Source organism: Amycolatopsis sp. NPDC054798, from assembly GCF_053611505.1.
In genome coordinates this window covers 134,340-153,164 of the sequence record NZ_JBSHAM010000010.1, presented here as the reverse complement: position 1 = coordinate 153,164, position 18,825 = coordinate 134,340, and the positions used below count along the sequence as shown (strand labels likewise).

The window sequence follows — 18,825 nt, the reverse complement described above, 5'->3', positions numbered from 1 at the left end:
GTTCAGGACACCAGGCTGGGCGCGATCCGCGCGCGCAGCCTGGCCGCCGCCGTTTCCGGGGCGACGGTGACGACTGGCACCCCGGTGGCGAGTTCCAGACCGGCGGCGATTTCCAGCCGAGGCAGGAGCTGCACCGACCACGCGGCGTACGGGGCTTTCTCGTATCCGGTCGGCGCGGTGTGGACCACGAGGTTGTAGGCCGGGTCGGAAAGTTCGGCGCGCAGCGCGGCCAGCACCGCCCGCAAGGAACGCGCGAGCGCGACGACAGTCGAACGCGGCGCGGCGGCGAAATCCGCGGCAGGCGTCCGCGGCACGAAAGACACCTCGTAGCTCGCGGCCGCGGCGAACGGGCTGAAGGCGACTATTTCCTCGTCCGCGCAGACGATTCGGCTCTCCGTGCTCAATTCCACGGTGAGCACGTCCTCGGCGAGCCTGCGCCCGGTCACGGCGTGGTGCGCGCGAGCGATTTCGAGGTTCCGGCGGGCCGCCTCGGAGAGCACGGGCAATCCGGCGACCTGGGAATGGGGATGGCCGAGAGAAATACCGGCCGCGGCGCCGTGGTTGCGGAAAACCGCGACTTGGGCGGCGCCGTCGCGCAGAGCGCGGTGCCGGGACTGCCACGCCGAGAGCACGTTGGCCGTCTCGGCGACGGTCGCGGTCGCGAAATCCCAGTCGTGGCGCGGCGATTCGATGACGATCTCGTGCCGGTCGGACAGTGCGTACCGGTTCGGCACGGCGCGGACGAGCCAGTCGTCGCCGTCCGGCAGCCGCCAGGTCTCCGGCGGGGTGTCCTCCCCGGGGCCGGGGCAGAACGGGCATCCGGCGCTGCCGCTGACGTGCGGACGGTCCTGCCTGCCGGGAGCCAGGATCGACCAGGCTTGGGTTTCGCTGTTCCAGCGCAACTGGCCGCCGTGCCACGGACGCGTGGTCATGATCGTCCTTTCCCGCCCGTCGCGAGGAAATCGTCCCGGCAGCCGGCCGAGCAGAAGGAGAGCTGCGTGCCGTCGCGGGTCGCGGTGAACGACGCGTCGCCAGGCACGAGCGACAGCCCGCACACGGGATCCCTGGTGCCGTGGCGGGTCATGAGCGCGCCGGGCGGGTCGCCGTGCGCCAGGCCGTCGAGCAGGGTCAGTTCGTCGAGCACGAGCCGCGGGATGAGGAAGTGCCTGCGGACGCGCTGGTGCCCGGCCGCGCCGAGGGCCGCCGCGCGTGCGTGGTCGGCGAGCAGCGCGGACAGTTCCCGGGCGCACTCCTCGGGCGAATCGACGAGGACGCCGCCGCTTCCGTCGGCGACCTGGAGCGGGATGCCGCCTGCCCGGCCCGCGACCACGGGCGTGTTTTTCCACAGCGCCTCGGACACGACGAGACCGAATCCTTCGCGGACCGACTTCTGCACCATCGCTTTCGAGGTCCGCTGGAAAGCATTGACCTCGACGTTGCCCACGCCGGTGAGGTTGGTGAAGACGTGCACCTCGGGATCGGTCCTGGTCGCGTCGGTGATGGCGCGGTAGACGTCCCAGGCCTCCGGGTCGTCCAGCGCCATCGACCCGACGAGCGCGAGCTGGAGCCCGGGGACCTCGTCGCGCACGAGCCGGTAGGCCGCGATCACGCCGAGGGGGTCTTTCCACGGGTCGAAACGGGAGACCTGGGTGATGAGCGGCCGGGCCGGATCGATGCCGATCCAGTTGAGCACGGCGTGCGCGGTCCGGTCGTCCAGCGACAGGTTCTTCGGGCTGAGCGGGTCGATGGCGGGCGGGATGATGTCGGCCCGGTCGGCGGACAGCGACCGGGGGACGAACGCGGCGAGGGTGAACACGGTCGCGTCGTAGCCGTCGACGAACTTCGCGACGTAGTCCCACGCTTCCGGCTGCGGCTGGGAGGTGTCGATGTGGCACCGCCACACCCACTTCGCGTTCGTCTGGTCCACAAAGGACCGGAGGGCGGCGGGCTGGGGATCGTGCACGAACACGAAGTCCCAGTCTCGCAATCCGTCCTCGGACAGATCGGCCGCGTTGCGCCGCGCGGTTTCTTCGTAGACGGCGCGCTCGGCGGGAGTGAGCGGAGCGGGCGCGCCCTGCAGCGCGTTGTGCAGCTTCTTGGTGGCGGTGAAGAACGGCGGCTCGCCGCTGATGATCTTCCATGTCGCGTGCACGCCGAGGTCCCGGTACAGCGGGACCACGGACCGGAGAAGCTCCGACACCCCGCCGCCGTACGGGGTCGCGCTGAGGTGGAGGACCCTGGCCCCGCGCAGCCGTCCGGCGACCGTGCCGAGCGCGTCGAGAATCCAGTCCGGGGCGACCGTGCGGTACGCCGATACCGCCAGTTCGCCGACGTCCACGGTCTGCATGTCAGGCGCCTCTCGTCGGATTCCGCCCAGCCAACGCGATCGGGGCCGGGCAGGGGAAGGGGCCAAAGACCCCAGGCCGCGGGACGGAGGGCGGGCCGGGCGCGACCCGGGGACAGTCGTCGTCCCCGCGGGGGACTTGCGCCCCTCTCGCGACCAGCCTTCCCTGCCGCAAGCTGGGCGGCGGCCGGAAGGGGCAGGACCGCGATGAACGGACCGCGCACGGATCCGCTGCGAGATCAGGACGGCGGTCAGCTTCCCCACAAGGGGGACGACCGGCCTTGTCACCCGGAATCTGCTGTCCGGGCCCGGATTCCGGGCCGGTGGCACGCATTCCGGCCGGCCGCCGTCTCCCCGGGAAACCGAGGATGTTCCGTCCGCCGGCTCGCACCGCTCCGATGAGAAAGGGGAACGCGATGCACGCGATCGTCGTGTACGAATCCATGTTCGGCAATACCGAGGAAGTCGCCAGGGCGGTCGCCGCCGGGCTGGACACCGCGGACCTGTACCCGGTCGACGGGGCTCCGCGGAAACTCGACGGCTACGACCTGCTGGTGATCGGGGCTCCGACGCACGCGCACGGCCTGAGCCGCCCGTCGACGCGCAAGGCGGCGGCCGGACAGCGGCCGGAGGGCGTCCGCACCCGCGAACCCGGGATCCGGGAATGGCTCGGCGAGTTCGGCGTCCTGCCCCCGGCGATGGACACCGCGGTGTTCGACACCCGGCTCGGCAAACCGCGCTGGCTGACCGGTTCGGCTGCCCGCACGGTCGGGAAACTGCTGCGCGACCTCGGCCATCCGCCGCTGGCTCCGGAGGAGAGCTTTTTCGTCGAGGTGCACGGCGACGAGACAGAACTGTCCGCCGGAGAGGCCGAGCGGGCGCGCGAGTGGGGCGCGGGGCTCCGGTCGCGCACCCAGCCGAGCCGGAAGTGAACGCGAACCCCGGGAGGCGAAGCCGGATCAGACGCTGGTCATCGACGATCTGGCCGAGCTGACGGGGCTGGAGCCGGGCGGCTGCGCGGCGCGAGGCCCAGCGCGGCAGCCGACCCGGCGTCGATCGTGTAGACCTCTGACCCCGGACCGGCGACCCCGGCGCGGTCCGCGACGGCTTCCTCACCGTGTCCGGCCCGCAAGAAAGACCGCTCGTCACCGCGAACGGCAAGAACGTCGCGACGGCCTGGCTCGAGGACATGCTGCGAGCGCACTGGCCGATCGACCAGTGCGTGGTGGCCGGGACCGGCTGCCGTTCCTCGACGCCTCAGCGTTCGCCGCGTGGAAGCGCGGCGGGTACGACCGTTGCCGAGCAGCGGGACGACGCGGCCGCGCTCTACGCCGTCCGGCGGTGACCGGGAGTCAGCCGTCCTCGCGGCGGTAGGCGTCGAGCGCGCGCTGGCGGGCGTCCTGCGCGATCGTACGCAGCAAGCCGGCGTGGACCACCAGCGCGAACGGCGAGGCCACCCGCCAGTACCGGCGGAACTTGAGCCAGCTCGGCGGGTCGGTCAGCAGCACGCGGGTGTCGAGCGTCAGCAGGCTCCGGTGCGCGCCGTAGGGCCGCACGCCGACCGTGAGGACGAGTTTTCCCCAGCCCGGCTCGGAAAACGCGGCGAACTCGTCCGGCCCGACCCGTCGCCAGACGACGACCGGCCGCCAGAATTTCCCCGCCACCCCGAGCGCGAACTCGCTGCCGGGATGTTCGCCGAGCAGCGCCCATTCGGTGCCGGCGGCGAGGTCGTCGACGGTCAGCCGGGTCGGGCGGCGGGGCGGGCCGTGCCGCCGCGCCCGCCACCGGGCGGGCAGCTCGCGGAGCCTGGCCGCGACCGTGGCGAGTCCACTGTGGAGGTCGGTGAGGTCGACCTCGCGGGCCGCGGCGTAGGTCTGTTCGACCGGCGCGTCGACGATCGCGTGCCGGACGAGCGAGAAATGCGGCTTCGGGATGAACCGGTCGCCGAGCAGTTCGCGGGTTTCCGGTGCGCTCATGGGATCTCCCTCGCGACGATGGGAGGTTCAGCTTCGGCCCGCGAGCCGCTGCGCCGCCAGGGCGGCAGGGCTGGACCTGGGGCCGATTTCGTCCCCTCTGCCAGGGACTTCCTGCTCTGGCCGGAAAGCGCGGAACCCGGCGAATCTTGGCGGATGAGCATCGAAGCGGCTACCGCACCGGTCCGGGTCGAGGCAGATCTGGACGAATCGCTCTCGCGCTGGCTGTGGCTGGTCAAATGGCTGCTGCTGATCCCGCATTTGATCGTGCTGTCGTTGCTGTGGATCGTGTTTCCGCTGGCGTGGCTTTGCGCGTTTTTCGCGATCCTGGCGACCGGCCGCTATCCGCGCCCGCTGTTCGCGTTCACCGTCGGGGTGCTGCGCTGGAGCTGGCGGGTGCACTACTACGGTTACGCCGCGCTGGGCACCGACCGCTATCCGCCGTTCACCCTGGCGGACGTCCCGGACTACCCGGCGCGGCTCGAAATCGCTTATCCCGAAAGACTTTCCCGCGGGCTCGTGCTCGTCAAGTGGTGGCTGCTGGCGCTGCCGCACCTGATCGTCGTCGCCGTGTTCGCGGGCGGCGGCTGGTCGCCGTCGCATTCGTCGGCGGGCTGGGGCGGCGGACTGATCGCCGTGCTGGTGCTCATCGCCGCGATCGTGCTGGCGTGCACCGGTGCGTACCCGCGTCCGGTGTTCGATTTCGTGCTCGGCCTGGACCGCTGGGCGCTGCGCGTCGCCGCCTACGTCGCATTGCTCACTGACGAATACCCGCCGTTCCGTCTCGACCAGGGCGGGCGGGAGTCGTGACCGGGCTGCCCGCGCCGCGGATCGCCGCGCAGGACGCGTTGTGGCTGCGGCTGGACCGGCCGGAGAACCGGATGACCGTCACCTCAGTGCTCTGGACGGCCACCCCGGTCGACCCGGACCGGCTCCGGTCGGTCGTCGCGGACCGCCTGCTCGCCCGCTACCCGGTCTACCTGCGGCGTCCGGCGGGCGCGCACTGGGAAACCGATCCGGACTTCGATCTCGGCCGGCACCTGCGGATCAGCACTCTGGAGAGCCCGGGAACGCGGGCGCAGCTGCAGGAGTTCGTGGCGGCCCGGCGGGGCGGCGCGCTTGATCCAGATCATCCACTGTGGACGATCGACCTGCTGCAGGGGTACGGCCCGGGCAGTGCGGTAGTGGTGTGCACGCACCACGCGATGGCCGACGGGATCCGCCTGACCCAGGTGCTGTTCAGCCTGCTCGACCCAGAGTCCGGCGACGGCTTGCCGCCCGCCAGGGTCGGGGGTGCGGCTCCGCACCGTCCGCCCGGCACGCGCCCGGTCGCGCATGCCGGAGCGGCGGTCGTGCGCTCCCTCGACGAGCTGGGCGCGGCGATTCAGCGAGGGGCGGCGAAAGCAGGGCCGGTAGCCGAAAGCCTCCTCGCGGTGCCGGTGTACGCGGCGACAGCGACAGCCGGAATCGCCGCCGCGGCAACGGGTTTCGCAGCGGCAGCGACGAGCGGAGGCCCCCGGCAGGCACTCGACCGGGCCGCGACGGCGGTGACCTCGCTCCGGCACAGCGCGACCGGACTGGCCGGATTGGCGTTCGCCCGGGAAGCGGAGCCGGAGTGGACCGGGCAGCCGGGCACGGAGAAGACCGCGGCCTGGGGAGACCCGGTCCCGCTGGCGGCGCTGGCAGGCCTCGGCCACGCCACCGGCACGACAGTGAACGACGTGTGCACCGCGTTGGTCGCCGGAGCGTTCGACCGGTACCTGGACCGGCACGGGGAGGCCAGCGCGCGTGCCGACCTGCCGTGGCTCGTCCCGGTCAGCCTCACCGCGTTCGACGCGGAACTGCCCGACCGGCTCGGCAACCACTTCTCGCTGGTGTTCGCGCGGCTGCCGCGAGGACTGCGCACGTTCGCCGAACGGCTCGCCGAGACCCACCGCCGCGTCGCGCGGATCCGGGATTCCTACGAGCCGGTGGTGAACTACGGGCTGCAGCACCTGATCGCCCGCGCGCCCGGCCCGCTCGCCGGACGGCTGAGCGATCTCCTGTCGGCGAAAGCGGTCGGCGTGCTGACGAACGTGCCCGGCCCCCGCGAAGCGCGGACGCTGGCGGGGGCGCGGGTGGAGGGAATCGTGGGCTGGGCGCCGTGTTCCGGCAAGCAAGCGATCACGGTGTGCGTGTTCAGCTACGCCGGTCAGGTGCGGTTCGGGTTCGGCACCGACCGGCGGTTGCTGCCCAAACCCGGTGATCTCGTCGCCGCGCTGGAGGAAGAGGTCGCCTCGGCTTTGAGCGCGGCGACGCCCGAGACCACGGAGCCGGCCAGCAGCTGAGCGTCCGCCTCGAGCCCGGCGTCGGCGGTCACCCCGACGAAGACCTGGTCGCGATAGGTCACCATCGCGACACCCGTCCGCAGGCGGAGGGCGATCGGGACGTACGGGTAGAGCGCCACGACTTCCCGGCCCGCCACGGTGAGCGGTTCGGCCGGGCCGGGCACGTTCGTGGTCACGGTGACGACGTTGTGCTGGGGGAGCCGTAGCGCGGCCCGGAGCGCCCACGCGGCGGGGGCGAACGGTCCGCGCGCGGCCGCGGCGACGACGAACTTGCCCGCGGTGGCTTCCTTGCCGGTTTTGCAGGCGCGGAGGCGGTGGTGCACGCGGACCAGCCGCTGCGCGGGATCGGGCAGATCCACCGGCAGCAGCGGCAGCAGGAGGGAAACCTCGTTGCCCGTCGCGGCGTCGCTGCCCAGACGCACCGAGACCGGCACCAGGGTCCGCACGCTGTCGGGTGCTGGCTCTTCCCCGTGGTGCACGAGAATTTCCCGGAACCCGCCGGTGACCGCGGCGAGAAGCACGTCGTTGACGGTGACCTTGAAGGCGGTGGCGACAGCGGCCACGTCCGCGAGCGGGACCGAGGAAAGCGCGTAACCGCGCGGGCCGCTGATCGGACCGCCGAGCGACGACGGCGCGACCGGCATCAGCGCCTCGGCCAGCGTGGCGAGACCGTGCGCGACGTCGGTGACGCGCTGCGCGAGAGCACGCGGATGCCAGAGACTGCCGGCGATCGTCCCGAGCTGGGTGAACGGCCCGGTCACGAGATCGCCGAGCGACGACTTCAGCAGCCGCAGGGCGCCCGGGTCGGGTTGCGCGGACGCGGGGGCGGGCGGTGCGGCCGGAGCGAACAGCAATTGCTGCATCCCGGCCGCGGAGATCCCGTCGGCGAGGCAATGGTGCACTTTGGACAGCAGGGCCCAGCGCCCTTCCGGCAATCCTTCGAGGATCCAGAACTGCCACAACGGGCGGCCGCGGTCCAGCCGTTCCGCCATGAGGAGCGCGACGAGTTCGCTCAGGGCGGCTTCGTCGTGCGGCGCCGGGACGGAAAGCCGCCGGAGGTGCGCCGTCAGGTCGAAGGAATCGTCGTCGACCCAGACCGGGGCGCCGAGATCGAACGGGACCCGCCGGACTTTCTGCCGGTACCGGGGGACCCGGGGCAGCCCGGCGGCCACCGCGGCGGCGAATTCCTCCTGGCTCGGCGCCGGTCCGCCGGCGATCGCGAGCGAAGCGATCGCCAGCGAGGCGTGCGGGTCTTCGTCCTCGATCGCGAGGAACGCCGCGTCGAGTGGGCTCAGCCGCTCCACGGCGGCCTCCCTTCGGGTCAGTGGGCGAGGTCGAGGGCGATGCGCTCGACGTGGTTCACCGGATCGGGCAGCGAGAGAACGCGGAACGGCAGCTTCGCCCGGGTGCCGACGGCGAAGGTGCATTGGCCCTCGAAGAAGCCGGCGAAGCGCACCGCCCGCAACGACGGCCAGCTCGCGAGCTGCGCGGACGGGTAGAGGTAGTCGCCGGTGGCGGCGAGGACACGGCCCGGCTGGTGCCCGCTGGTGTCCGCGCCTTGTTCCGGGGCCCGGATGACGACCTGCAGCACCGCTCCGCCCGGCACTGGCAGGGGGCGCCCGGACGGATCGGCGGTGACCAGCGGGACGTACTGGACGGAGTATCCGGCCTTGGCCGTTCCGTTGATCGTGAACACGACTCGGTCGTAGCAGTCGTGCTTGCCGACGCGGACGAGGTAGAGCGCGTCGGTGCTCGAACCGGCGGCATCCTTCGCTCCGGTGCCCCAGCCGGTCGGCGGACAGCTCGGCGAGGCCGGGGGAGTGCCCGGGTGCGGCGGAGGAGTCGAGCTGGGCGGCGCCGAGGTCGTGGCGGGCGGGCTCGCCGGAGTCGTGGGTGCGGGGGTCGCGCCGACGGTCGTCGAGGGGGCAGGGGAGGCGCTCGGTGCGGGCGCGCCGCTGCCGCTGTGCTGGCTGCACGCGGACAGCGCCAGAAGCCCGGCAGCGGCGATGATCGCGCTGGCGGTGCGGCGCATCGCGGTCACCACGGTCAGTGCCGAAGCGCTTCGCGGCGGCGGTCGTACTCCTCCTGGTCGATCTCGCCGCGGGCGAACCGCTGGCGCAGAATGGCGGTGGCGGCGTCGGGCTCCGGGCCGAACCCGGCCGGACGGCGGACGAGCAGCGCGGTGACCACGCCGATCGCCGCGAGCAGCGCGACGGCCACGATGCTCATCACGACCGGTCCGACCCATTCGGCGGCGGATCCGTAATGCCAGTACATCATCGTTTCTCCTCGGCTCAGGACCGCTGACGGGGGTCGGCGGCTTCGAGCGGTCGCAGTACGTCGTCGAGCTGGCGCCGCGGGGTCGCGGGCAGCGGGTCCGCGTTCGCCGGAGCCCAGCCAACGCGCAGGACCATCTGCGGGAAGGCCCCGGAAGTGACCTTCTGCTCGACGGTGCGGCGTACGTCGGGCAGTTCGAGCGGCTCGGTCAGCGGGCAGCTGGCGAGGCCGAACCGGGTCGCGGTGAGCAGCGCGGCGCTCGTCGCCTCCCCGGCGCGCAGCCGGGACATCCGGTCGTCGGAGGCGGTGCTCAGCACGAGCAGCACCGTTTCGTCGTCCTCGCTGGCAGCTCCGGCGGCTTCGGTCAGCTCCGGGTCCGAGAACTGACGGCCGGGCAGCGCGCCAGGGGTCAGGTCGGGCATCGGGGTGTTGCGGGACGGCACGCCGTCCGGGGACACGTGCCGTCCGCTCCAAGCGGCGAGCTCGATCCGGTAGGCGGGGTCGTGCCGGTGCCGCAGCGAGGCCTCTTCGACCGCCGTGGCCAGGTAGTAGCGCTCGGCGTCTTCGGCGATGCGCAGCACGACGCCTTCGTCCGCGACGGTTTCGGCGATGCTTTCGAGATGTCCGCGGGGCACGCGCCACGAGCTGTGCCGGCGGCGGTCGGTGCGGCGGCGGGGAATCGCGGCGGCGAGCGCGACCTCGTCGAGAGTGGGTTCGTGGCGGTGCAGTTCGATGGAGGCGAGGTGGTCCGGCTCCGAGGGATTGGGCAGCCGGCGGACCTCGGCGCGCCAGCCGAGCGCGGCGAACGCGATGCGCGCGTGGTGCAGCGCGGCCCCGCAGCTGATCATCAGGTCCCGGCCGTCCGGGTCGGTCTGGGCGAGCTGCCGCGACGGATCGGCGTAGAGGTGCAGGGACCGGTGCCCGACCGCGAACCGCCACGGCTGGGAGTTGTGCACCGACGGCGCACGGACGGCCATCCCGACCGCTGTGGTGACGGTGTAGTCGTCGGGGAGTCCGCGTTCCATGGCGACCTGCCTTGTCTCGTCCGGTGATGCGTCGACAGTGGCAGTCGCGAAGGGATCCGGGCAGGGCCGGAATTCCCCGGGGGCAGGGACTTTCGCCGGTCTTCGCCCGCCGCGGCGCCGCGGTGACCTTCGCGGGCGCGCACGGGCCGAAAGACCTCTGCCGCCGCCGGGCGTCCGCGAGGTTCCATGACAGCCGATCGGGACTGTTGCGACGACAGGAGTGAAATGTCCAGAGCACACGAAACGGACCGGGAAGACCCGGCCGAGTCCCGGAGCCGGGCGCTGGGCCTGACCTCGGCGACCGGATTGGTGGCGGGCAGCGTGATCGGCACCGGGGTGTTCACCATGCCCGCCGTGCTGGCCGGCGCGGGAACCAGTTCGCTGCTGGTGCTCGGCGTGGTCGCCGCGGGCACCGCGGTGCTGGCTGTCCTTTTCGGACAGCTGACGAAGCGCACGCCGAATTCCGACGGCGGCCTGTACGCCTACGCCAGGCGCGAGTTCGGCGATTTCGCGGGTTATCTGGTCGGCTGGTGCTACTGGGTTTCCGCGTGGGCGGGCAACGCCGCGATCGTCGCGTCCTGGGTGCTCTACGTCGAAGCCCTCTTCGGCATCGAGCATCCTTCGACGTGGGTCGACCTCGGCATCGCGCTGGCCGGGCTGTGGATCCCGGCCGCGATCAATCTCGCCGGGGTGCGGCAGATGGCGTGGTTCCAGAACACCACTGTGGTGCTGAAGTTCCTGCCGCTGCTGTTCGTGGGCGTGGTGGGCTGGTTCTTCGTGTCGAAGGGCAATTTCGGCGCGTTCAACGCGTCCGGCGGAAGCCTCTACACCGCGATCGGGATCGCCGCGGGCGTCGCGCTGTTCGCGTTCATCGGGGTCGAAGTCGCGGCGGTGACGGCGAAACGGGTGCGCGAGCCGGGACGGAACGTCGGCCGGGCCTCGCTGCTGGGGACCGCCGCCAGCGCGGTGGTGTACCTCGCGGTGTCGGCGGCGGTGATGGGGCTCGTCCCGCACGACGTGCTGGTTTCGAGCGGAACCCCGTTCGTGCCCGCGTTCGAGGCGATCCTGCCGGGCGGCGGCTGGGCCGGGAAACTGGTCGCCGCGCTCGCGGTGGTGTCGGGGATCGGCGCGCTGAACGGCTGGACCCTGGTGACGACCGAGGTGTCGCGTGCCGCGGCGGCCGACGGGCTGTTCCCGCGGGCGTTCGCCTGGGCCGACCGCAAGGACACCGCGTGGTTCGGCATCGTGCTGGCCGCTCTGCTGCCGTCGCTGCTGATGGTGTGGCGCTACACCTCGGGCACCGGGCTCGCGGTGTTTTCGTTCCTGGTGAACCTGGCCGTCGTCACGGTCGCCATCCCGTACTTCTTCTCCGCCTGCGCGCAGCTGGCCTACCTGGTGTCCCGGCGGCGCCGCGTGCACGGCTGGCTGCTGGTCCGAGACCTCGGCATCACCGCCGCCGCGGTGCTTTTCTCCCTGTGGGTGACCTTCGCCGCCGGCTACGCCGCGGTGTACGAGGCCATGCTCGTCCTGCTGGTGGGTCTGGTCCTGCACGCAGTGCTCAAGGGCCGCGCCGCTGCGCGCGGCAAGCACACGGCACCCGCTGAAAAGACCGGCGAGCAGTGGCCGCGCGCAGCTTGATTCAGGCAGTCACCACGAAAGGCAACACATCCATGAGCTTCGCTGTCGCGTCCGAAACCGGCCGGCTCCGGCAGGTGATCCTGCACCGCCCGGGCACGGAACTCTCCCGGCTGACCCCGCGCAACATCCACGAACTGCTCTTCGACGACGTCATGTGGGCGAAAAAGGCGAAGGAGGAACACGACGTCTTCGCCGAGGCGCTGCGCGAGCAAGGCGTGCGCGTGCACTACTTCGACCGGCTGCTCGCCGAAACCCTGGACGATCCCGAAGGCCGCGCGTTCGTGCTCGACCGGGTCTGCACGCCGCGAACCGTCGGCCCGGCGCTGGAATCGCCGCTGCGGAAACTCTTCGACGATCTCGACAGCGCGAGCCTCGCCGAGTCGCTGATCGGCGGCGTCCTGAAAGCCGACCTGCATCCGCTGCGCACCAGCAGCCTGAAATGGCACACCCTGCGGGCCGACGATTTCGTGCTGCCGCCGCTGCCGAATCACCTGTTCCCGCGAGACAACTCCTGCTGGATCTACGGCGGCGTCTCGATCAACCCGATGGCGAAACCCGCGCGGCAGCGGGAAACCCTGCACGCCCGGGCGATCTACCGCTACCACCCGCTGTTCGCCGGAGCCGGATTCCGCACGTATTTCGGCGACGACGACGCCGAGTACTTCCCGGCGACCGTGGAAGGCGGCGACGTGCACGTCCTCGGCGGCGGCGCGGTGCTCGTCGGCATGGGGGAGCGGACGACGCCGATGGCTGTCGAACTGCTCTCCCGGGCGCTGTTCGAGAGCGGCCAAGCGCATACGGTGCTCGCGGTCGAACTGCCCCGGTCGCACGCGATGATGCACCTGGACACGCTGATGACCATGGTCGACGCCGCCACGTTCGTGCTCTGCCCGTACTTCGACCCGAAGCTGCGTTCGTGGACCGTGACTCCCGGCGGCGAGCTGGGCGCGCTCGAGATCCGGCAGAACGACAGCCTGTGGGAAAGCATCGGCCAGGCGCTCGGCGTCGAGCAGGTCACCGTGCTCTCCACCGACGAGGACGTCCGCGCCGCGGAACGGGAGCAGTGGGACGACGGCAACAACTACCTCGCCGTCGCACCCGGCGTCGTCGTCGGCTACGACCGCAACGTCGCCACGAACACCATGCTGCGCAAGCACGGTGTCGAGGTGGTCACCGTGCCGGGCGGCGAACTCGGCCGCGGCCGGGGCGGCCCGCGCTGCATGAGCTGCCCGATCGAACGCGACCCGGTCCGCTGACCGCACCGCCCGCCCGCCCTTACCGACCTGCCAGACAGGAGCAACCGATGAATCTGCAGGGCCGCAACCTGCTGAAGGAAACCGACCTCACCGCCGCCGAATTCCTTTCCCTGGTGGAATTCGCCGCCCGGCTGCGCCAGGAGAAGCGAGCGGGCACGCGCATGCGGCGGCTCGCCGGGCGCAACATCGCGCTGGTCTTCGAGAAAAGCTCGACGCGCACCCGGTCCGGGTTCGAGGTCGCCGCGCACGACGAGGGCGCGCACATCACCTATCTCGGCCCCGAGGAATCGCATCTGGGCCACAAGGAATCCGTGAAGGACACGGCCCGCGTGCTCGGCCGGATGTTCGACGGCATCGAATTCCGCGGCTCGTCCCAGGAAGCGGTCGAAACGCTCGGCGCCTACGCCGGGGTCCCGGTGTGGAACGGGCTGACCGACACCTGGCATCCGACCCAGATGCTGGCCGACGTGCTCACCATGCGCGACCACGCGCCGGGCTCCCTCGACGACGTGGCGTACTGCTACCTCGGAGACGGACGCAACAACGTCGCCAACTCGCTGCTCGTCACCGGCGCGCTGCTGGGTCTCGATGTCCGCGTCTGCGCCCCGGAACCGTTGTGGCCGAAGGAAGAGATCCGGCGGGTCGCGGCGGGCCTCGCCCGCGACTCGGGCGCGAAACTCCTCGTGTCCGACGACGTCGCGAAGGCCGTGCACGGTGTCGATTTCCTCTACACCGACGTCTGGCTGTCGATGGGCGAGCCGGAGGGAGCCTGGGGGCCGCGCATCGAACAGCTGCTGCCGTACCAGGTGAACGCGAAAGTCGTCGCCGCGACCGGAAACCCGGCGGTGAAATTCCTGCACTGCCTGCCCGCGCTGCACGGCAGGGACACCGCGATCGGGCAGCGGCTCGGCGAACGGTACGGGCTTGATGCCCTCGAGGTCACCGACGAGGTGTTCGAATCGGCGGCGTCGGTCGTGTTCGACCAGGCGGAGAACCGGATGCACACGATCAAAGCCGTGATGGCCGCTACGGTGGGAGCATGAGGATCGTCGTCGCACTCGGCGGGAACGCCCTGCTCGAACGCGGGGAACCGGCCGAGTCCGACATCCAGGAGGAGCACGTCCTCGCCGCCGCCGAAGCGCTCGCCCCGGTGGCGCGGGAACACGAACTCGTGCTGACCCACGGCAACGGCCCGCAGGTCGGGCTGCTCGCGGTCGAGAGCGAACGCGATCCGGCGCTGCGCAGGCCGTATCCGTTCGACGTGCTCGGCGCGCAGACCCAGGGGATGATCGGGTACTGGCTCGCGCAGGCTCTGCAGAACGCTTCCGGACGGCCGGTGGCCGGGCTGGTGAGCCGCGCGCTGGTGCGTGCCGACGACCCGGCATTCGCGAACCCGGCCAAGTTCGTCGGCCCGGTGTACGACCGTGCGACAGCCGAGCGGCTTGCCGCCGAGCGCGGCTGGGACGTGCGGCCGGACGGCTCCTCGTGGCGACGGGTGGTGCCGTCGCCGGAACCGGTCGAGCTGATCGAGCTGCCCTTCGTGAAGACCCTGATGGAAGCCGGTGCGATCGTCGTGTGCGCGGGCGGCGGCGGGATCCCGGTCGCTGCCACGGGCCAGGGTTTGGAAGGCGTCGAAGCGGTCGTGGACAAGGATCTGACCGCAGCGCTGGTCGCGCGCGAGATCGGGGCCGACGCGCTGGTGCTGCTGACCGATGTCGAGGCGGTGCAAGACGATTACGGCACGCCGAGGGCCCGGCCGATCCGGGAGGTCAGCAGCCGCGAGCTGCGTTCCCGGCGTTTCCCGGCCGGCTCGATGGGGCCGAAGGTCGACGCCGCCTGCCGGTTCGTCGAGAACGGCGGGAAGTTCGCCGCGATCGGCAGGCTGACCGCGGCGGGCGAGCTGGTGGCGGGAACGGCCGGGACGATCGTCCGCGCGTGAGGCGCGGAGTCAGCTGACGAGCGCCCAGGCGAGCACCAGCCCGCCGGAGTTGGTGGCCAGGTGCACCAGCATCGGGGCGAGCAGCCCGCGGCCGGTGTAGCGCCACCAGCAGAGGAACACGCCGGCCCCGGCCGCGGCGGCCATCGCCAGCACCGAGATCATCGCGAGCGGCAGACCGCCGACCGTCTGGTGCACGGCCGCGTTCTGGGTGAGGGCGAGCGAGGGCAGCAAATGCCAGAGCCCGAACAGCGCGGACGCGCCGAGCACGGGCCACCAGCGCCAGCGCTCGCCCGCTCCCAGCAGGGCCGGGAGCACGCCGCGGAACGCGATTTCCTCGACCAGCACGGTGCCGAGCGGGATCCGCACCAGCGCGAGCCACATCAGCTGCCCGAAGCCCGGCGAACCGATCCGGCCGTCGTGGAACAGCACGCGCAGCGCCGGGATCGCGGCGGCCAGACCGAAACCGAACGCCACGACCGCGAAGCCGCCGAGACCGAACCACAGCATCCGGCGCGCGTGCTCGCGGCTGAACCCGATCTCGGCCCAGCGGACGCCGGCGAAGCGGGCGAGAAACAGGAGCGCGGCAGCGGTGACCGCGCCGCAGACGGGGTAGGCCCAGCCGGGCAGCACCCGGTTGGCCAGCACGGTGGCCGTCGCCAGCAGCAGGACCGCGGGCAGCACGGCAAGAGCACGACGCCGGAAAGGAGTGACTTCCGGCAGTTTCGGGACAACAGCGGTAGCAGACATCGTCATTCCAGTGTGCCCCCGGAAAGGGACAATGGCGATGACGACCAAGGAACGCGAACCGTATCTGGACTTCCTGCGCGCGGTCAGCCTGGTCGTCGTCGTGCTGTGGCACTGGGCTTTCACGATCCTGCACTGGACGCCGACCGGCCCGCAGCCCACGAACCCGCTCGCGTACTTCCGGGGGCTGTGGGTCCTCACCTGGTTCTTGCAGGTGCTGCCGGTGTTCTTCTACGTCGGCGGCTCAGTCCACCTCGCGTCCTGGCAGCGCGCCCGCGCGAACGGACAGTCGCGGCGGTCGTATGTCTGGCACCACGTCAAGGAACTGGTGGCGCCGGCCGGCGTGCTGATCCTGCTCTGGGCCGCGCTCGGGATCGTGCTGGCCGAGACGCTCGGCGTGCGGTGGATCGGCGGCACGGTGATGCTGATCCTCAGCCCGCTGTGGTTCCTCGCGGTGTACGTCGGACTGCTGCTCCTGCTGCCGGTCATGGCGTGGCTGCACGAGCGGTTCGACGTGCTCGTACTGGTCTGGCTCGGCGGCGCCGCCCTGCTCGTCGACGTGCTGCGGCTGCGCTTCGGCTGGACGGAGGTGAGCTGGGTCAACGTGGCCGCGGTGTGGGGGCTGGCTTATCAGGCCGGGTTCTTCCACCACCGCATCGCCGAAGCGGGCCGGCGCACTGCCGCGGTGCTGATGTGGGCCGGGCTGTTCGCGCTCGCCGGACTGGTGCTGTCGGGCTTGTATCCCGGATCGATGGTGGGAGTCCCGGGGGAGCGGATGTCGAACATGTCGCCGCCGACGTTCGTCATCGTCGCGCTGCTGGTCTTCCAGATCGGGCTGTGCGAGGTGCTGCGCCCGGCCGTCGAACGCAGGCTCGCCCGGCCGCGCTGGCAGCGGGCGACCGCGGTGTTCACCCGGTTCGCGTTGCCGTTGTTTCTCTTCCACACCACCGGAATGGCCCTGGCGCGGGCGGTCGTGTACTTCGGGTTCGACCGCCAGCTGGCCGACGATCGCGCGCCGGATTGGATCTGGTGGGCCGAACGGCCGCTGGCGATTCTGGGGCCGCTGTTGTTCACGGTTCCGCTGATCGTGTTCTTCGGGCGGCGGCAGGCGGCGCACCGGGCGGCGAGTCAATAGGTCTCGTACAGCGCCTGGAAAACGGTGAGGGCGTCACTGATGGCGGCGACATCGTGAGTGCGAAGGAAATCGGCGCCGCGGCTGGCGGCGCAGAGTTCCGCCGCCAGGCTGGCGGGTCCGATCCGGTCGAGACCACGCCCGGTGAGCGTCCGCAGGAACGACTTGCGGGAGGGCGAGACCAGGACCGGCAGGCCGAACCGGGCCTTGAGCGCGGCGAGCCGGTCCAGGACCGCTATCGACGGCTCCGGAGTCCGTCCCAGGAAGTAGCCGAGCCCGGGGTCGACGATCAGCCGTTCCCGGTCGATGCCCGCGGCCCGGAGCGCGGTCAACCGTTCGTGGAAGAATCGCCCGAGGCCGGCCCACACCGTTTCCGCGGAGGTCTCGACCCTGGTGGCCGGTCCTTCGCGCTGCACCGAATGCATGACGATCAACCGGCAGCCGAGGCCGGCCAGGTCCCGGTACCGGCTGGGATCGGGAAAACCCTGGATGTCGTTGAGATAGGCGGCTCCGTGCGCGGCGGCGAAAAGCTGGGTCTCGGGCCGGAAAGAATCGACCGACACCGGGATGCCGGCCGCGACCAGCTCGGCCAGGACGTCGGCCAGCCGCCGGATCTCCTCGTCCGCGGTTACCGGCTGCGCGTCCGGATGGCTCGCCGCCGGGCCGAGTTCGATGATGTCGGCGCCTTCCGCGAACAACCGCCGGGCATGCGCCACCGCGTCTTCGGCGGCCAGATATCGGCCGCCGTCGGAGAACGAGTCGGCGGTGAGGTTGACGATCCCGATCAACCGGGGCCGCTCGCGGCGAAGCGGCGGCGAGGAATCCGGATGCTGTGCCACAGTCGCGCCTCCCAGGCCGATTCCAGAGGCCCAGGCGCGCGGCACGACGTCCCGAGGGACGGAGCCGCTTCCCGATGGTCAGATCCATCTCGATACGCCAGTAACGGCTCGCCCGGATTTTATCAACGACTTCGCGGGACAGCCACGGCCAAGCGGCTACGCTGCTCGGCCGTGCAAGGGACGCGCCTCGACACCGCCCGGATCCGGGCGGCTCGCCAGCTGATCGACCCGGTTTTCCTCGACACTCCGCTGTACCGCTGCGAGGCGATGGAGCCGGACCTCGGATGCGCGGTGAGCATCAAGCTCGAAACGGCGAATCCGGTCCGGAGCTTCAAAGGTCGCGGTACCGAGGTGGTCGCCAGCCTGCTTGCCGGTTCCGGCTCGCCAGCCGCCGTGTGCGCCAGCGCGGGCAACCTCGGGCAGGCTCTGGCCTGGTCCGGGCGTCGCCGGGGACTCGAGGTCGCCGTGGTGGCGTCCCGGTTCGCGCCTGCGGCGAAGCTCGATCGCATCCGTGCGCTGGACGCCCGGCTGGAGCTGGTGGACGGCGACTTCGAAGAGGCTCGCGAGCGAGCAGCGGCTATCGCGCGGCACGACGGCATCCGGCTGGTCGAAGACAGCCTGGACATCGAGACCTGCGAGGGCGCGGGGACGATCGGTCTCGAACTGGCGGACGCCGCGTCCTCGTTCGACGCCGTCCTGATCGCACTGGGCGGAGGAGCGATGGCCACCGGGATCGGCCACGTGCTCAAGGCGTGCGCGCCCGGGACCGAGGTGATTTGTGTGCAGCCGCTGGGCGCACCGGCCATGACGTACTCCTGGCGGCAACGCCGCGTGGTCACGACCGACGCGACCGACACCATCGCCGACGGCGTCGCGGGCCGGCGACCGATCCCGGCGGTGCTGAACGACCTGCTGCTGGTCTCGGACGACGCCGTCCTGGTCCGGGAGGCGTCGATCATCGCCGGCATGCGGCTGCTCCTCGACCGCGCCGGCCTCGTCGTCGAACCGTCGGCCGCGCTCGGGATCGCGGCGATTCTCGAAGACCGCGACCGCTTTGCCGGACGGCACGTGGCCACCGTCGTCTGCGGAAGCAACGTCGACGCCGCCGCCTATCGCCGCTGGGTCGGAGCCCGGGATTGAGCCCGCGAGGACGTGCCCGGGCGGCCATGACCCGCTGAATCACCGGCTCCCGGAGCCACGGCTCTCGCGAAATCTCCCCCGGTTTGCCCGGGGCGGTTCTTTGCGGCATCTTTACGCGTGGAGTGCCGGGAAGTCTGGTCGGCCTGCTCGTGCCCAGCCGGGCGGCGGGCGGGCGAACCGACCCCGGGGGA

At 71.5% G+C, this 18,825-nt stretch carries 17 protein-coding genes, 2 pseudogenes and 1 riboswitch; of the genes and pseudogenes, 10 read left to right on the top strand and 9 right to left on the bottom strand.

The features are described 5' to 3' along the window. Positions 1 to 2: 2 nt before the first annotated feature. On the bottom strand, positions 3 to 932 hold the full coding sequence (locus ACWGIC_RS09475) for a galactose-1-phosphate uridylyltransferase (protein WP_452075440.1): 930 nt from the start codon (positions 930 to 932) through the stop codon (positions 3 to 5). Continuing rightward, complete coding sequence (locus ACWGIC_RS09470) at positions 929 to 2,347, bottom strand: glycosyltransferase (protein WP_452075439.1); 1,419 nt, start codon at positions 2,345 to 2,347, stop codon at positions 929 to 931. The genes ACWGIC_RS09475 and ACWGIC_RS09470 overlap by 4 nt, the downstream gene beginning before the upstream one ends. A 413-nt stretch (positions 2,348 to 2,760) precedes the next feature. On the opposite strand from ACWGIC_RS09470, the gene ACWGIC_RS09465 reads away from it, so the two are divergent. Further along, positions 2,761 to 3,276: a flavodoxin family protein gene (locus ACWGIC_RS09465; protein ID WP_452075438.1), complete on the top strand. Its 516-nt coding sequence runs from the start codon at positions 2,761 to 2,763 to the stop codon at positions 3,274 to 3,276. Between the two features lie 185 nt (positions 3,277 to 3,461). Further along, on the top strand, positions 3,462 to 3,689 hold the full coding sequence (locus ACWGIC_RS09460) for a hypothetical protein (protein ID WP_452075437.1): 228 nt from the start codon (positions 3,462 to 3,464) through the stop codon (positions 3,687 to 3,689). Positions 3,690 to 3,696: 7 nt separating this feature from the next. Here ACWGIC_RS09460 and ACWGIC_RS09455 read toward each other — a convergent pair whose 3' ends face one another. After that, positions 3,697 to 4,320, bottom strand: coding sequence for a hypothetical protein (locus ACWGIC_RS09455; RefSeq protein WP_452075436.1), 624 nt, complete (start codon positions 4,318 to 4,320; stop codon positions 3,697 to 3,699). A gap of 153 nt (positions 4,321 to 4,473) precedes the next feature. Here ACWGIC_RS09455 and ACWGIC_RS09450 point away from each other — a divergent pair. Together ACWGIC_RS09450 and ACWGIC_RS09445 are read left to right on the top strand one after the other, a co-directional pair. After that, positions 4,474 to 5,121, top strand: a pseudogene (locus ACWGIC_RS09450) (DUF4389 domain-containing protein); the annotation flags it as partial. A 77-nt stretch (positions 5,122 to 5,198) separates the two neighbouring features. Next, a pseudogene (locus ACWGIC_RS09445) lies at positions 5,199 to 6,530 on the top strand (WS/DGAT domain-containing protein); the annotation flags it as partial. Here the strand turns inward: ACWGIC_RS09445 and ACWGIC_RS09440 are convergent. From ACWGIC_RS09440 to ACWGIC_RS09425, 4 genes are read right to left on the bottom strand one after another with little or no spacing between them, the layout of a single operon-like run. After that, positions 6,509 to 7,948, bottom strand: a complete 1,440-nt coding sequence (locus ACWGIC_RS09440; RefSeq protein ID WP_452075435.1) for a wax ester/triacylglycerol synthase family O-acyltransferase — start codon at positions 7,946 to 7,948, stop codon at positions 6,509 to 6,511. The pseudogene ACWGIC_RS09445 and the gene ACWGIC_RS09440 sit on opposite strands and share 22 nt — an antisense overlap. Before the next feature lie 17 nt (positions 7,949 to 7,965). Beyond that, complete coding sequence (locus ACWGIC_RS09435) at positions 7,966 to 8,676, bottom strand: AMIN-like domain-containing (lipo)protein (protein ID WP_452075434.1); 711 nt, start codon at positions 8,674 to 8,676, stop codon at positions 7,966 to 7,968. Between the two features lie 14 nt (positions 8,677 to 8,690). Further along, the gene (locus ACWGIC_RS09430; RefSeq protein WP_452075433.1) at positions 8,691 to 8,924 is read right to left on the bottom strand and encodes an SHOCT domain-containing protein; all 234 of its coding nucleotides are present in this window, start codon (positions 8,922 to 8,924) and stop codon (positions 8,691 to 8,693) included. A 14-nt stretch (positions 8,925 to 8,938) separates the two neighbouring features. Next, positions 8,939 to 9,946, bottom strand: a complete 1,008-nt coding sequence (locus tag ACWGIC_RS09425; protein WP_452075432.1) for an Acg family FMN-binding oxidoreductase — start codon at positions 9,944 to 9,946, stop codon at positions 8,939 to 8,941. A gap of 225 nt (positions 9,947 to 10,171) precedes the next feature. Here ACWGIC_RS09425 and ACWGIC_RS09420 point away from each other — a divergent pair, with 225 nt between their 5' ends. Genes ACWGIC_RS09420 through ACWGIC_RS09405 form a run of 4 tightly spaced genes read left to right on the top strand, consistent with a single transcriptional unit; the run spans position 10,172 to position 14,779 of the window. Then, entirely contained in the window at positions 10,172 to 11,584 is a 1,413-nt protein-coding gene (locus ACWGIC_RS09420; RefSeq protein ID WP_452075431.1) for an amino acid permease, read from the top strand. Positions 11,585 to 11,616: 32 nt separating this feature from the next. Beyond that, positions 11,617 to 12,840 carry an arginine deiminase gene (locus ACWGIC_RS09415; protein ID WP_452075430.1) on the top strand — a complete coding sequence of 408 codons (1,224 nt, stop codon included), beginning with the start codon at positions 11,617 to 11,619 and terminating at the stop codon, positions 12,838 to 12,840. Positions 12,841 to 12,887: 47 nt separating this feature from the next. Next, positions 12,888 to 13,883, top strand: a complete 996-nt coding sequence (gene argF, locus ACWGIC_RS09410) for an ornithine carbamoyltransferase (RefSeq protein WP_452075429.1) — start codon at positions 12,888 to 12,890, stop codon at positions 13,881 to 13,883. After that, positions 13,880 to 14,779 (top strand): carbamate kinase, encoded by a 900-nt coding sequence (locus ACWGIC_RS09405; RefSeq protein ID WP_452075428.1) that lies wholly within the window; start codon positions 13,880 to 13,882, stop codon positions 14,777 to 14,779. Before argF ends, ACWGIC_RS09405 begins: the two co-directional genes overlap by 4 nt. 9 nt (positions 14,780 to 14,788) lie before the next feature. On the opposite strand, the gene ACWGIC_RS09400 is transcribed toward ACWGIC_RS09405, so the two are convergent. Next, the gene (locus ACWGIC_RS09400; RefSeq protein WP_452075427.1) at positions 14,789 to 15,526 is read right to left on the bottom strand and encodes a CPBP family intramembrane glutamic endopeptidase; all 738 of its coding nucleotides are present in this window, start codon (positions 15,524 to 15,526) and stop codon (positions 14,789 to 14,791) included. A gap of 37 nt (positions 15,527 to 15,563) precedes the next feature. Here ACWGIC_RS09400 and ACWGIC_RS09395 point away from each other — a divergent pair, with 37 nt between their 5' ends. Further along, a complete protein-coding gene (locus tag ACWGIC_RS09395; RefSeq protein ID WP_452075426.1) occupies positions 15,564 to 16,658 on the top strand; it encodes an acyltransferase family protein in 1,095 nt (364 codons plus the stop codon). On the opposite strand, the gene folP is transcribed toward ACWGIC_RS09395, so the two are convergent. Beyond that, positions 16,652 to 17,443 (bottom strand): dihydropteroate synthase, encoded by a 792-nt coding sequence (gene folP, locus ACWGIC_RS09390; protein WP_452075451.1) that lies wholly within the window; start codon positions 17,441 to 17,443, stop codon positions 16,652 to 16,654. The two genes, ACWGIC_RS09395 and folP, sit on opposite strands and share 7 nt — an antisense overlap. Positions 17,444 to 17,515: 72 nt before the next feature. Further along, positions 17,516 to 17,609, bottom strand: a riboswitch (ZMP/ZTP riboswitch). Positions 17,610 to 17,665: 56 nt separating this feature from the next. Here folP and ACWGIC_RS09385 point away from each other — a divergent pair. Further along, entirely contained in the window at positions 17,666 to 18,634 is a 969-nt protein-coding gene (locus ACWGIC_RS09385; protein ID WP_452075425.1) for a threonine ammonia-lyase, read from the top strand. Positions 18,635 to 18,825 lie beyond the last annotated feature (191 nt).

Excerpts from the sequence above, each read along its gene's own strand:
- ACWGIC_RS09475 (WP_452075440.1), bottom strand. The coding sequence starts at position 932 with ATGACCACGCGTCCGTGGCACGGCGGCCAGTTGCGCTGGAACAGCGAA.
- ACWGIC_RS09470 (WP_452075439.1), bottom strand. The coding sequence starts at position 2,347 with ATGCAGACCGTGGACGTCGGCGAACTGGCGGTATCGGCGTACCGCACG.
- ACWGIC_RS09465 (WP_452075438.1), top strand. The coding sequence starts at position 2,761 with ATGCACGCGATCGTCGTGTACGAATCCATGTTCGGCAATACCGAGGAA.
- ACWGIC_RS09455 (WP_452075436.1), bottom strand. The coding sequence starts at position 4,320 with ATGAGCGCACCGGAAACCCGCGAACTGCTCGGCGACCGGTTCATCCCG.
- ACWGIC_RS09435 (WP_452075434.1), bottom strand. The coding sequence starts at position 8,676 with ATGCGCCGCACCGCCAGCGCGATCATCGCCGCTGCCGGGCTTCTGGCG.
- ACWGIC_RS09430 (WP_452075433.1), bottom strand. The coding sequence starts at position 8,924 with ATGATGTACTGGCATTACGGATCCGCCGCCGAATGGGTCGGACCGGTC.
- ACWGIC_RS09425 (WP_452075432.1), bottom strand. The coding sequence starts at position 9,946 with ATGGAACGCGGACTCCCCGACGACTACACCGTCACCACAGCGGTCGGG.
- ACWGIC_RS09420 (WP_452075431.1), top strand. The coding sequence starts at position 10,172 with ATGTCCAGAGCACACGAAACGGACCGGGAAGACCCGGCCGAGTCCCGG.
- ACWGIC_RS09415 (WP_452075430.1), top strand. The coding sequence starts at position 11,617 with ATGAGCTTCGCTGTCGCGTCCGAAACCGGCCGGCTCCGGCAGGTGATC.
- argF (WP_452075429.1), top strand. The coding sequence starts at position 12,888 with ATGAATCTGCAGGGCCGCAACCTGCTGAAGGAAACCGACCTCACCGCC.
- ACWGIC_RS09405 (WP_452075428.1), top strand. The coding sequence starts at position 13,880 with ATGAGGATCGTCGTCGCACTCGGCGGGAACGCCCTGCTCGAACGCGGG.
- ACWGIC_RS09400 (WP_452075427.1), bottom strand. The coding sequence starts at position 15,526 with ATGTCTGCTACCGCTGTTGTCCCGAAACTGCCGGAAGTCACTCCTTTC.
- ACWGIC_RS09395 (WP_452075426.1), top strand. The coding sequence starts at position 15,564 with ATGACGACCAAGGAACGCGAACCGTATCTGGACTTCCTGCGCGCGGTC.